Raw genomic sequence first — 11,562 nt, forward strand, 5'->3', positions numbered from 1 at the left:
GCGCCCACCACACCGTCAAGGCGCGGATTAAAGGAAAACCCTTACAGAACGGAGATTTAGGAGCATAAAAGGAGGTGCAACGAGAATCTGGCGGATACTTTTGACCAATAACTTGATGCAGCACTGAAAGCTGCGCTCGAAAGTTAAAGTAATTTGTTAAGAGTAAGATTTTTTCGGTATTACAAAAGCGCTTCTGCTGTTGATTGAAGCAAGGTGGGAAATGGCTATTACTGCGTTTGCCGCTGCCGGACTTTCAGAGCAGGCCTGCTGATATTACACAGCCCTGTTGCCAATGATTCAAGCAGGGAAAGAAAAAGGTGGAGAGTCGATCTGTAAGCCGGGTTCTGTCTTGAACAGTCATTCGTCTACGATGGCCATCACTGGACATCTTTAGCAACCTACCCGGTCCCAGCGCGGGCCACGCCTTGAGACCCTATTTGGTCTTGCTCCAAGTGGGGTTTACCTAGCCACGAACTGTTGCCAGACGTGCGGTGCGCTCTTACCGCACCTTTTCACCCTTACCGGCGCTTGAGCGCTTAGGCGGTTATTTTCTGTGGCACTTTCCGTAGGCTCACGCCTCCCAGGCATTACCTGGCACTTCGCCCTATGGAGCCCGGACTTTCCTCCCCCCCCTAATTTTCATAGAGGGCAGCGACTGTCCGATCGACTCTCCGCCGCGAAGGTTAACGGCAGAGCGCCCGAAGAACAAGCGCTAAAAGCCTCAAGACCGCTATGGGTGACGGCCTACACGCCTTTCTGTTTCTCCAGCGCAACCTGATACAGCACGTTTTTGCGCTCGCCAGTGATTTGTGCTGCCAACGCGGCGGCACGCTTGAGCGGCATCTCTTCGAGCAACAGATCAAGAATACGCATCGCCTCGCTGCTGACCGCATCCTCGGACTCCGGTGCCGTCCAGCCCGCCACCAGCACTACGCATTCGCCACGCTGCTGATTGCTGTCGGATTCGACGAACGCGCGCAACTCGGCCAATGGCAGACCTTTGAGCGTTTCGAAGGTCTTGGTGATCTCGCGGGCGAGCAATGCCTGGCGCTCACCGCCAAACACGGCTTCCATATCCTGCAGACATTCAAGAATGCGGTGCGGGGCCTCGTAGAAAATCAACGTACGCGGCTCTTCTTTAACCGCTTCCAGTCGCGCCTTGCGTCCGACCGACTTGGCCGGCAGAAACCCTTCGAAGATGAAACGGTCAGACGGCAGACCGGCCGCCGACAGCGCGGCAATAAGCGCACAGGCGCCCGGCACTGGCACGACATTGATCCCGGCCGCGCGGGCCTGACGCACCAGGTGATACCCCGGATCGGAAATCAGCGGCGTTCCCGCATCGGAAATCAACGCGACGTTATCACCCGCCAGCAAGCGGGTAATAAAGCGGCTACCTTCATCTCGTTCATTGTGTTCATGACACGCGGCCAGCGGCGTGCCGATCCCGAAGTGTTGCATCAGGCGCGCCGAGTGACGAGTGTCTTCGGCAGCGATCAAGGCCACTTCGCGGAGGATCTTCAGGGCCCGGGCGCTGATGTCGTCCAGGTTGCCGATGGGCGTCGCCACCACATAAAGCGAGCCAGCAGCGGAATTCAGGGAACCTGGAGCAGTCAAAGCGCACACCTCGTGATCGGTAAAAGCGGCCATTGTAGCGCGACACGAGGCTTGCGACGCGCTTCGAGCCATCACGGTTTTGTCCGTGGTTATGCAGCACTGCAACATTTACTTCAGCTAAATCGTCCGATTCACGCCAGTAACATCGCGCCCCGGCCAGTGCTTGGGTACAATTCGACGCTAATTTGATCGAGTATCAGGAACACTTACATGATCGCTTGCCTGCGGCTGTTCACTGCCCTCTGCCTCGCTGCCTTGTTGGCGGCTTGCGCCAGCTCCCCTTCCTCCAGCCTTGGCGAACTTCCACGGACCCCGGATGCCAGCATCGAGCAACTGCTCGAACAGGCTAGCCAGGCGAAAACCCCGGAAAAAGCCGCCCTGTTGCGCCTGAGCGCCGCAGACCTGGCCTACCGTCAGGGCAATGCCGGACAGTCCGCGCAAATCCTGCAACAAGTGCCGATGGAGCAACTCAAGCCCGGCCAGCAGATTTTCGCCAGCACCTTGAACGCTGAACTGGCGATGACGCGCAATCAGCCGAAAGCCGCGCTGACCGCCCTGAGCCACCCAAGCCTGCAGCACTTGGGCGAGATGCCTGAAGAGCAGCAAGTGCGCACCGGCACCGTACATGCCCGCGCCCTTGAGGCCGATGGCCAGACCCTGGCCGCTGCCCGCGAGCGCGTGTTCATCGCGCCGATGCTGCAAGGCGAAGCCGCGAGCAAGAACCACGAAGCGATCTGGACCCTGATCGGCTCGCTGCCAACTGATCAACTGCAACCGAACAGCACCGACGACCTCGGCGGCTGGATGGGCCTGGCCATGGCAGTGAAATCCGCTGGCACCCTGGAACAACAGCAAGCGGCGATCGACACCTGGCGCGCGCAGAATCCAAAGCACCCGGCGGCGATCAACCTGCCGTTGCCGCTGACCAAACTCAAGGAACTGGCCAGCCAGCCACTGAGCAAGATCGCCCTGCTGCTGCCACAGGACGGCCCGCTGGCCGCTGTTGGCAAGGCGCTACGTGAAGGCTTCATGGCTGCGCACTACCAGGCGCAACAGGCCGGACAAAAGCCCCCAGCAATCGAGTTCTACGACAGCTCGAAACTGACTTCGATGGACGAGTTCTACCGCAAGGCTCAGGCTGACGGCGTGCAACTGGTCGTTGGCCCGCTGGAAAAACCACTGGTCAAACAGTTGAGCACTCGCCCGCAGCTGCCGATCACCACCCTTGCGCTGAACTACAGCGAAGGTGATCAAGGCCCGGCACAATTGTTCCAGTTTGGTCTGGCCGCTGAAGACGAAGCCCGCGAAGTCTCGCGTCGCGCCCGTGCCGATGGCCTGCACCGCGCCGCGATCATGGTGCCGAAAGGTGAATGGGGCGATCGCGTATTGCGCGCTTTCAGCCAGGACTGGCAAGCGAATGGTGGCAGCATCGTAGCGACCGAGCGCGTTGATCAGCCGGTGCAACTGGCCCAGCAGATCGCCGACATGTTCCAGCTGCGTCAAAGCGAAGCGCGCGCCAAGAGCCTGCAGAATGCCGCCGGCACCAACGTCGCCGCGCAGCCTTCGCGTCGTCAGGACATCGAATTCATCTTCCTCGCCGCAACCCCGCAACAGGCTCAGCAGATCAAGCCAACCCTGAACTTCCAGTACGCAGGTGACGTTCCGGTGTACGCGACGTCGCACGTTTACAGCGCCAGCGGCGACGTGAATCAGTACAACGACATGAACGGCATTCGCTTCTGCGAAACCCCATGGCTGCTGGACTCCAGCGATCCACTGCGTCAGCAAGTGGTTGCGCAGTGGCCGCAAGCCGCCGGCAGCCTCGGCCGCCTGTACGCGATGGGTGTGGATGCCTACCGCCTGGCACCGCGCCTGGGTCAACTCAAGGCCCTGCCGGACAGCCGCATCGACGGTGAGTCGGGCAGCCTCGGCATGACCCAGACCCAACGCGTTGTGCGCCAGTTGCCTTGGGCGCAGTTCGTCAGCGGGCAGGTACAGCGCCTGCCGGACACCCCGCGCTGATGCCCGACAGGTCACGCTCGCAAAGCGGCAAGGATGCCGAGCGCCAAGCGCTCGAGCATCTGCAACAACAAGGTCTGTGCCTGCTGGCGCAGAACTGGTTATGCAAACGCGGCGAGCTTGATCTGGTCATGCTTGATGGCGATACAGTAGTATTCGTTGAAGTTCGCTACAGAAAAAACACTCAATGGGGTGGCGCGCTCGCTAGCATCGATGGGCGCAAGCAGCAGAAACTGATTTTCGCTGCACAGTATTTTCTTCAGCGCGAATCGCGTTGGGCCAATTCCCCTTGCCGCTTCGACGTGGTGGCCATCGACAGCCATCCGAGTCAACTGAACTGGTTGCAGAATGCTTTCGACAGTTGATCGTCGGCGTTGCGACCCGGACAATCCCACCGACAAATTTTGCTCTTTGCTTTGCGGGCTGCACATTCATGTGCCGGACAGCCGCGCTACTTAAGGTCACACAGATGGACATGCAATCCCGAATTCGCCAGCTTTTCCAGGCCAGTATCGACACCAAGCAACAGGCGATGGACGTACTTGCACCGCACATCGAGCAAGCCAGCCAGATCATGGTCAACACCCTGCTCAACGGAGGCAAAATGCTCTCGTGCGGCAACGGTGGGTCGGCCGGCGACGCTCAGCATTTTTCCTCGGAGCTGCTCAACCGCTTCGAGCGCGAGCGTCCGAGCCTGCCAGCGATTGCGCTGACCACCGATACCTCGACGATCACCTCGATCGCCAACGACTACAGCTACAACGAAGTGTTCTCCAAGCAGATCCGCGCCCTCGGCCAGTCGGGCGATGTGCTGCTGGCGATTTCGACCAGCGGTAACTCGGCGAACATTATTCAAGCGATCCAGGCCGCACATGATCGCGAAATGATTGTCGTAGCTATGACCGGACGCGATGGTGGCGGCATGGCGTCACTGCTGCTGCCCGAAGACGTCGAGATCCGCGTACCGGCCAATGTCACTGCACGTATTCAAGAAGTCCACTTGCTGGCGATCCATTGCCTCTGCGATCTGATCGACAGCCAACTGTTCGGGAGTGAAGAATGACCCCTAATCGCCTTGGCCTTCTGGCCTTGACCCTGTGCCTCGGCATCAGTGGCTGCACCTCAGTGGTGAACGCCAGCCGTGAAGCACCGATCGACGACGACCGCGGTACCCGCACCTTCGGCAGCAAGATCGATGACTCGTTGATCGAAACCAAAGTGGGCGTAAACGTGGCCAAAGCCGACCCAGCCCTGGACAACGATTCGCACATCGTCGTCACCAGTTTCAACGGCGTTGTCTTGCTGGCCGGTCAAACGCCTCGCGCAGACTTGAAAGCCAAAGCCGAGCAAGCGGCAGCCGCCGTGCAAAGGGTAAAAACTGTTCATAACGAACTGCAGGTCATACCGCCGTCCGGTTTCCTGGCTCGCCAGAATGACACTTGGCTGACGTCCAAAATCAAGACCCAGATGCTCACCGACGCCAGCATTCCCGGTTCGCGCATCAAGGTCGTGACCGAGAACGGCATCGTCTACCTGCTGGGCCTGCTGACCAAACAGGAAGCCACTCAGGCGACCAATCTGGTTCAGGGCGTTTCCGGCGTGCAGAAGATCGTCAAGCTGTTCGAATACATCGACTGACGCACAACCCTATGTAATAAAAAAGGCGATCCATCCGGATCGCCTTTTTTATTACTTCACCACTTTCAGGCTTGGCCGGCCGCTAGGTCGCGGCGGCTCGCTGTCCGGTGGCGGCAAGTCGTCATCCGACTCGATCTCTTCTTCGTCATCCATCGGCGACTCGAGATCAAACACCATGCCTTGACCGTTCTCCCGGGCGTAGATACCCAGAATCGCGCTGATCGGCACGTACAAGCTGTGCGGAACGCCACCGAAGCGCCCCTCGAAGGTCACCACGTCGTTGTCCATGTGCAGATGACGCACAGCACTCGGCGAGATGTTCAGGACAATCTGCCCGTCGCTGGCGAAACCCTGCGGCACCTGCACTGCCGGGTACTCGGAATTGACCAGCATGTGCGGGGTGCAATCGTTATCAACAATCCACTCGTAGAGCGCGCGGACCAGATAAGGTCGACTGGAGTTCATAGCGGCTCCTTAAGCCTTAGCGCATATCGCGTTCGACACCAGACAGACTCGCCTGGAAAGCCTCACGCGCAAACGAGCGCTCCATATAATCAAGCAGCGGCTTGGCTGGCCGCGGCAGTTCAATACCCAGAATCGGCAAACGCCAGAGTATTGGCAATAGGCAGCAATCCACCAGACTTTGTTCCTCACTGAGGAAAAACGGCTTGTCGGCAAACAGCGGCGACACGCCCGTCAGGCTTTCACGCAATTCCTTGCGCGCCACGACACGCGCGGCCTCCTTGGACTTGGGATCCAGAATCAGATCCACCAGACCACACCAGTCGCGCTGAATTCGATGAATCAGCAAACGGCTGTTGGCACGCGCCACCGGATAAACCGGCATCAATGGCGGGTGCGGGTAACGCTCATCCAGATATTCCATCACCACGGTCGACTCCCACAACGCCAGGTCACGATCGACCAGCGTCGGCAGACTGCCGTAAGGGTTTACCTCGATCAGTTTAGGCGGCTGGCGACCAGCTTCCACATAAATGATCTCGGCGCTGACACCCTTCTCTGCAAGCACGATGCGCACTCGGTGGGAATAGTGGTCGGCGGGGTCGGAGTAACAGGCCAACCGATTGGTCACGCCCATGGCGATCCTCCTCGCTTGTTGAAATTATCGGAACCGGAAAAACGCGCGCGCCCAGAGGGCGCCTCCGGCAACACCTGGCAAACCAGACGTTGCGCTATCGGAGGCGCCCTTGGGCGCGCGCGATTAACAGCAATGCTTGAAGCGTATCAGTGCACGTCTTTCCAGTATTCACGCTTGAGCAGGTAGGCGAACACAAAGAAGAACGCCAGGTACAGCAAGACATAAGTACCGATGCGCTGATGTTGCAGCTTAACCGGGTTAGCCGAGTAAGCCAGGAAGGTTACCAGATTCTTGACCTTCTCATCGAACTGCTCTTCGTTCAGAGCACCGGTTTTCGGCACGATGGTCAGCTGATCGCACGCTTCATGAGTCAGAGGCGTACCGGTCAGCGGATCATATTGCTTCTTGCCGTCTTCGACGATCTGCACCTGTTTGCAACCCACGACCTGACGACCTTGCAGGCCGACCAGCACGTTAGGCATGCCGACGTTCGGGAAAACCTTGTTGTTCACGCCCCATGGACGTGCAGGATCTTCGTAGAACGACTTCAGGTAACCGTAGAGCCAGTCGGTGCCGCGTACGCGAGCGACCAGGGTCAGATCCGGTGGTGCAGCACCAAACCAGGTCTTGGCGTCTGCCGGCTGCATGCCGATGTTCATGTGATCGCCAATCTTGGCGCCAGTGAACACCAGTTTCTCCAGCATCATTTCGTGAGGAATGCCCAAATCATCGGCCACCCGCTCGTAACGCTGGAACTTGGCACTGTGGCAACCCATGCAATAGTTGGCAAAGGTACGTGCGCCATCCTGCAGCGCAGCGTTGTCGGAAACGTCGATGTCGACCTTTTCCAACTCCGGACCACCGTGTTCAGCGGCGAAGGACAGAACAGGCAGAGCAGCAAAAATCAGAGCAAAAAATAACTTTTTCATCAGCCAGTCACCCTTTCCGGAACCGGTTTGGTCTTCTCGAGCCTGGTGTAGAACGGCATCAGGATGAAGTACGCGAAGTACAGGAAGGTGCAGACCTGCGACAGCAACGTCAGAGACGGCGTCGGAGCTTTCACGCCAGTCCAGCCAAGCAGCACAAAGCAAACGCAGAATATGACGAGCCAGACTTTGCTCATCCAGCCTTTATAGCGCATGGATTTGACCGGACTGCGATCGAGCCACGGCAGGACAAACAGGAAAGCAATTGAAGCGCCCATGGCAATAACGCCCATGAGCTTGTCAGGGATTGCTCGCAGGATCGCGTAGAACGGCGTGAAGTACCAGACCGGCGCGATATGCTCCGGCGTCTTGAACGGGTTGGCCGGCTCGAAGTTTGGTTTTTCGAGGAAATAGCCACCCATTTCCGGGAAGAAGAACACAATAAAGCAGAAGATAAACAGGAACACCACGACACCGACAATGTCTTTCACGGTGTAGTACGGGTGGAAAGCAATGCCGTCCAGCGGGATGCCGTTTTCATCTTTGTGCTTCTTGATGTCGACGCCGTCAGGGTTGTTCGAACCGACTTCGTGCAACGCCAGAATGTGCAGTACCACCAGACCGAGAATCACGATCGGCAGAGCCACGACATGCAAGGCGAAGAAGCGGTTCAGGGTGATTCCGGAGATCAGATAGTCACCACGAATCCACTGCGTCAGGTCGTTGCCGATCACCGGAATCGCACCGAACAGCGAGATGATCACCTGGGCACCCCAGTAGGACATCTGACCCCATGGCAGCAGGTAACCCATGAACGCTTCAGCCATCAGCGCCAGATAAATCAGCATGCCGAAGACCCAGACCAGCTCGCGCGGTTTCTGGTACGAACCGTAAAGCAGGCCGCGGAACATGTGCAGATACACCACGATGAAGAACATCGAAGCGCCGACAGCGTGCAGCAGACGCAAAATCGAGCCGTGATTGACGTCACGCATGATGCCTTCGACAGACGCAAAAGCCTCTTCTGCCGATGGCGTGTAGCTCATCGTCAGCCAGACGCCGGTGACGAGCTGGTTGACCAGCACCAGCAGCGCCAGAGAGCCGAAGAAATAGAAGAAGTTGAAGTTTTTTGGAGCGTAATACTTGCTGAGATGGTCTTCCCACATTTTGGTCGCAGGAAAGCGCGCATCAACCCAATCCATGAACTTGCTCATCACGCTTTCTCCGTATCGACGCCGATGACAATCAGGTCATCGGTCTCATAGGAATGCGGGGGAACTGGCAGGTTCAAAGGCGCAGGTTGCGACTTGTAGACGCGGCCAGCCAGATCGTAGTGGGAGCCGTGGCAAGGGCAGAAATAGCCACCGACCCAGTCTTTGCCGAGATCCGCAGGTGCCACTTCGGGACGGAAAGTTGGTGAGCAACCCAGGTGCGTGCAGATCCCGATCAGCAGCAGAATTTCCGGCTTGATCGAACGCACTTCAGGGTCGACATAGGTGGGTTGCGTGGAGTTTTTGGAGGTTGGATCGGAGAGCTGGCCCTCGATCTTCTTGAGATTCCCCAGGATTTCCGCAGTACGGCGGACAATGAACACCGGCTGGCCGCGCCATTCAGCAATCATCTGCTGTCCTGGCTCGATTTTGCTGACATTCACTTTCACCGGTGCACCGGCGGCTTTCGCCTTGGCACTGGGAAACCATGACCCCACGAACGGGACCGCAGCCCCCACCGCTCCTGCAGCACCCACCACGGATGTGGCTGCTACCAAGAAGCGACGCCGGCCTGCATTCACGCCGTCATTGCTCATTCAGTCCTCTCCCATCAGCTTTTGTGGCCTGTTAAATCAGGCATCTACTAAATAAATCAATGTTACTTATAAAAATTTTGCCGAATGGTAATGAAAAGCCCCAATTCTGACAAGGGAATTACCCGGAGCTCTTACCCTCAAGCCTTGCAGTATAGGGGGTCTACGGAAGTGGCAAGTTGTCGCAGCGCAATTCTTTGATAAATCACAGGCATAAAAAAACGCCCGCTTCCGTGAGGAGGCGGGCGTTCTTTTTGAACGCGGAAGCGGAATTAACGCTTCGAGTACTGCGGACGCTTACGCGCTTTACGCAGACCAACTTTCTTACGTTCAACTTCACGGGCGTCGCGAGTAACGAAGCCAGCTTTGCGCAGAGCGCCACGCAGGGTTTCGTCGTAGTCCATCAGAGCGCGAGTGATGCCGTGGCGGATTGCGCCAGCTTGACCACTTACACCACCGCCGATCACGGTGACGTAGATGTCGAACTTCTCGACAGTCTCAGTCAGCTCCAGCGGCTGGCGAACTACCATGCGGGCAGTTTCACGGCCGAAGAAGTTTTCCAGCGAACGGTTGTTGATGGAGATGTTACCAGTACCCGGACGCAGGAAAACGCGTGCGGTTGCGGTCTTGCGACGGCCAGTGCCGTAATTTTGAGTCGCCGACATAATGTACTATTCCGTTAAAACTTCAGTTCTTGGGGCTGCTGAGCAGTATGTGGGTGTGCAGCGCCCGCATAGACTTTCAGCTTACGGTACATGTCGCGACCCAGTGGGTTTTTAGGCAGCATGCCTTTAACCGCGGTCTCGATCACGCGCTCAGGGGCTTTAGCGATCAGCTTTTCAAAGTTGATCGACTTGATGCCGCCCGGGAAACCGGAGTGGGAGTAGTACATTTTGTCAGTGGTTTTAGCACCGGTAACACGAATCTGCTCGGCGTTGATTACGACGATGTAGTCGCCGGTGTCAACGTGAGGAGTGTACTCAGGCTTGTGCTTGCCACGCAGACGGCTCGCGATTTCGGTGGCCAGACGACCCAGGGTCTGACCAGCAGCGTCGACGACAAACCAGTCGCGCTTTACTGTTTCCGGTTTAGCAGTAAAAGTTTTCATTCTTTATAGCCTCAGGGGCCGCCCTGTAAATTAGACGGCGGATCTTACTGAATAGTGCGTACTTTGACAAGTCAAAGGCAGCCGGATACAGACGCTTTCGGGGGCTCGGGTCGGCGCGTCCGTTCAACGGCAAGATTCTTCGGCGGCGGCGCATCACTTCCACTGCAGAAAGAGGTCGGCAATTATGCAGATTGCGAAAAATATTTCAACCTGCTTTTATGATTGTTTTGCCCAAGGAGCACCTGATGGACTATCGCCAGCTAGGCCGTACCGACCTGAACGTGAGTGCAATCTGCCTCGGCACCATGACCTGGGGCGAGCAAAACACTGAAGTTGAAGCCTTCGCGCAGATTGAACGGGCCAAAGAAGCCGGAATCAATTTCATCGACACCGCCGAGATGTACCCGGTGCCGCCGAAAGCCGAAACCTACGCCACCACCGAGCGCTACATCGGCAATTACTTCAAAAGTCGCGGCGACCGCGCCGACTGGATCCTCGCCAGCAAGATCGCCGGCCCCGGCAACACCATCGACTACATCCGCGACAAAAACCTGCGCCATAACCGCCAGCACATCACCGCAGCGGTGGACGCCAGCCTCGAGCGCCTGCAGACCGATTACATCGACCTGTATCAATTGCACTGGCCGGAACGCAGCACCAACTTTTTCGGACAACTGGGTTACAAGCACAAGATCGAAGCCAACCTGACCCCGCTCGAAGACACTCTCGAAGCACTCGACGAGCAAGTGAAGGCCGGCAAGATCCGCCACATCGGCCTGTCCAACGAAACCCCGTGGGGCACCATGCGTTTTCTGGCCTTGGCCGAAGCGCGTGGCTGGCCGCGCGCGGTGTCGATCCAGAACCCCTACAACCTGCTCAACCGCAGTTTTGAAGTGGGCCTGGCGGAAATCGCCATCCGCGAACAGTGCGGCCTGCTCGCCTATTCGCCGCTGGCGTTTGGTTTCCTGTCAGGCAAATACGAAGGTGGCGCTCGTCCGCCAAAAGGTCGCCTGAGCCTCTACAGTCGCTTCAGCCGCTATTTCAATGCACAGTCGGAAGCAGCGTGCAGCCGATACGTGGCGCTGGCTCGTGAACACGGTCTGGACCCGGCGCAGATGGCCTTGGCGTTCGTCACTCAGCAACCATTCGTCACGAGTAACATCATTGGCGCGACGACGCTTGAGCAACTGGACAGCAACATTGCCAGCTTCGATCTGAAGCTATCGGACGAGGTGCTGGAAGGGATCGAGGCGATTCACAAAGATCATCCGAACCCTGCACCTTGATCCACCACTAAAAAGCTTCGCGAGCAGGCTCGCTCCCACAGGTAATCAATGTGCTGCTTAGTTGT

At 57.6% G+C, this 11,562-nt stretch carries 13 protein-coding genes and 1 other RNA gene; 5 read left to right on the forward strand and 9 right to left on the reverse strand.

What is annotated here, in order from left to right; all coding sequences use genetic code 11:
• Window positions 1-317: 317 nt before the first annotated feature.
• Both rnpB and rsmI read right to left on the reverse strand, forming a co-directional pair.
• Window positions 318-671: RNase P RNA component class A (gene rnpB, locus AC0ZWN_RS26945), an RNA gene on the reverse strand.
• 73 nt (window positions 672-744) lie between these two features.
• The gene (gene rsmI, locus AC0ZWN_RS26950) at window positions 745-1,650 is read right to left on the reverse strand and encodes a 16S rRNA (cytidine(1402)-2'-O)-methyltransferase (protein WP_093430688.1); all 906 of its coding nucleotides are present in this window, start codon (window positions 1,648-1,650) and stop codon (window positions 745-747) included.
• Window positions 1,651-1,827: 177 nt separating this feature from the next.
• Here rsmI and AC0ZWN_RS26955 point away from each other — a divergent pair, with 177 nt between their 5' ends.
• The 4 genes from AC0ZWN_RS26955 to AC0ZWN_RS26970 all read left to right on the forward strand — a co-directional run bounded on the left by AC0ZWN_RS26955 (window position 1,828) and on the right by AC0ZWN_RS26970 (window position 5,274).
• Complete coding sequence (locus AC0ZWN_RS26955; protein WP_476337404.1) at window positions 1,828-3,639, forward strand: penicillin-binding protein activator; 1,812 nt, start codon at window positions 1,828-1,830, stop codon at window positions 3,637-3,639.
• Window positions 3,639-4,001: a YraN family protein gene (locus AC0ZWN_RS26960; RefSeq protein ID WP_476337406.1), complete on the forward strand. Its 363-nt coding sequence runs from the start codon at window positions 3,639-3,641 to the stop codon at window positions 3,999-4,001. The genes AC0ZWN_RS26955 and AC0ZWN_RS26960 overlap by 1 nt, the downstream gene beginning before the upstream one ends.
• Before the next feature lie 104 nt (window positions 4,002-4,105).
• A complete protein-coding gene (locus AC0ZWN_RS26965; RefSeq protein ID WP_093430691.1) occupies window positions 4,106-4,699 on the forward strand; it encodes a phosphoheptose isomerase in 594 nt (197 codons plus the stop codon).
• On the forward strand, window positions 4,696-5,274 hold the full coding sequence (locus AC0ZWN_RS26970; protein ID WP_007917023.1) for a BON domain-containing protein: 579 nt from the start codon (window positions 4,696-4,698) through the stop codon (window positions 5,272-5,274). Before AC0ZWN_RS26965 ends, AC0ZWN_RS26970 begins: the two co-directional genes overlap by 4 nt.
• Before the next feature lie 51 nt (window positions 5,275-5,325).
• Here AC0ZWN_RS26970 and AC0ZWN_RS26975 read toward each other — a convergent pair whose 3' ends face one another.
• The 7 genes from AC0ZWN_RS26975 to rplM form a co-directional block, all read right to left on the reverse strand.
• Window positions 5,326-5,739 carry a ClpXP protease specificity-enhancing factor gene (locus tag AC0ZWN_RS26975; RefSeq protein WP_007917024.1) on the reverse strand — a complete coding sequence of 138 codons (414 nt, stop codon included), beginning with the start codon at window positions 5,737-5,739 and terminating at the stop codon, window positions 5,326-5,328.
• A 16-nt stretch (window positions 5,740-5,755) separates the two neighbouring features.
• Window positions 5,756-6,373, reverse strand: coding sequence for a glutathione S-transferase N-terminal domain-containing protein (locus AC0ZWN_RS26980; protein WP_007917025.1), 618 nt, complete (start codon window positions 6,371-6,373; stop codon window positions 5,756-5,758).
• A gap of 146 nt (window positions 6,374-6,519) precedes the next feature.
• Window positions 6,520-7,302, reverse strand: a complete 783-nt coding sequence (locus tag AC0ZWN_RS26985; protein WP_093430692.1) for a cytochrome c1 — start codon at window positions 7,300-7,302, stop codon at window positions 6,520-6,522.
• The gene (locus AC0ZWN_RS26990; RefSeq protein WP_093430693.1) at window positions 7,302-8,513 is read right to left on the reverse strand and encodes a cytochrome b; all 1,212 of its coding nucleotides are present in this window, start codon (window positions 8,511-8,513) and stop codon (window positions 7,302-7,304) included. Before AC0ZWN_RS26990 ends, AC0ZWN_RS26985 begins: the two co-directional genes overlap by 1 nt.
• Window positions 8,513-9,106, reverse strand: a complete 594-nt coding sequence (petA, locus tag AC0ZWN_RS26995; RefSeq protein ID WP_003228055.1) for a ubiquinol-cytochrome c reductase iron-sulfur subunit — start codon at window positions 9,104-9,106, stop codon at window positions 8,513-8,515. Before petA ends, AC0ZWN_RS26990 begins: the two co-directional genes overlap by 1 nt.
• 269 nt (window positions 9,107-9,375) lie before the next feature.
• A complete protein-coding gene (gene rpsI / locus AC0ZWN_RS27000; RefSeq protein ID WP_008080273.1) occupies window positions 9,376-9,768 on the reverse strand; it encodes a 30S ribosomal protein S9 in 393 nt (130 codons plus the stop codon).
• A gap of 14 nt (window positions 9,769-9,782) precedes the next feature.
• Window positions 9,783-10,211: a 50S ribosomal protein L13 gene (gene rplM / locus AC0ZWN_RS27005; RefSeq protein WP_007917032.1), complete on the reverse strand. Its 429-nt coding sequence runs from the start codon at window positions 10,209-10,211 to the stop codon at window positions 9,783-9,785.
• A 245-nt stretch (window positions 10,212-10,456) separates the two neighbouring features.
• Between rplM and AC0ZWN_RS27010 the strand changes: the two genes are divergently transcribed.
• Window positions 10,457-11,497 (forward strand): NADP(H)-dependent aldo-keto reductase, encoded by a 1,041-nt coding sequence (locus AC0ZWN_RS27010; RefSeq protein WP_093430694.1) that lies wholly within the window; start codon window positions 10,457-10,459, stop codon window positions 11,495-11,497.
• Window positions 11,498-11,562 lie beyond the last annotated feature (65 nt).

The sequence above is a fragment of the Pseudomonas sp. 3B-A001-10F genome (assembly GCF_056313565.1).

Coding starts and splice junctions, on each gene's coding strand:
- rplM (WP_007917032.1), bottom strand. CDS start 10,211: ATGAAAACTTTTACTGCTAAACCGGAAACAGTAAAGCGCGACTGGTTT.
- AC0ZWN_RS26985 (WP_093430692.1), bottom strand. CDS start 7,302: ATGAAAAAGTTATTTTTTGCTCTGATTTTTGCTGCTCTGCCTGTTCTG.
- AC0ZWN_RS26955 (WP_476337404.1), top strand. CDS start 1,828: ATGATCGCTTGCCTGCGGCTGTTCACTGCCCTCTGCCTCGCTGCCTTG.
- AC0ZWN_RS26965 (WP_093430691.1), top strand. CDS start 4,106: ATGGACATGCAATCCCGAATTCGCCAGCTTTTCCAGGCCAGTATCGAC.
- rpsI (WP_008080273.1), bottom strand. CDS start 9,768: ATGTCGGCGACTCAAAATTACGGCACTGGCCGTCGCAAGACCGCAACC.
- AC0ZWN_RS27010 (WP_093430694.1), top strand. CDS start 10,457: ATGGACTATCGCCAGCTAGGCCGTACCGACCTGAACGTGAGTGCAATC.
- AC0ZWN_RS26970 (WP_007917023.1), top strand. CDS start 4,696: ATGACCCCTAATCGCCTTGGCCTTCTGGCCTTGACCCTGTGCCTCGGC.
- AC0ZWN_RS26990 (WP_093430693.1), bottom strand. CDS start 8,513: ATGAGCAAGTTCATGGATTGGGTTGATGCGCGCTTTCCTGCGACCAAA.
- rsmI (WP_093430688.1), bottom strand. CDS start 1,650: ATGGCCGCTTTTACCGATCACGAGGTGTGCGCTTTGACTGCTCCAGGT.
- AC0ZWN_RS26960 (WP_476337406.1), top strand. CDS start 3,639: ATGCCCGACAGGTCACGCTCGCAAAGCGGCAAGGATGCCGAGCGCCAA.
- petA (WP_003228055.1), bottom strand. CDS start 9,106: ATGAGCAATGACGGCGTGAATGCAGGCCGGCGTCGCTTCTTGGTAGCA.
- AC0ZWN_RS26975 (WP_007917024.1), bottom strand. CDS start 5,739: ATGAACTCCAGTCGACCTTATCTGGTCCGCGCGCTCTACGAGTGGATT.
- AC0ZWN_RS26980 (WP_007917025.1), bottom strand. CDS start 6,373: ATGGGCGTGACCAATCGGTTGGCCTGTTACTCCGACCCCGCCGACCAC.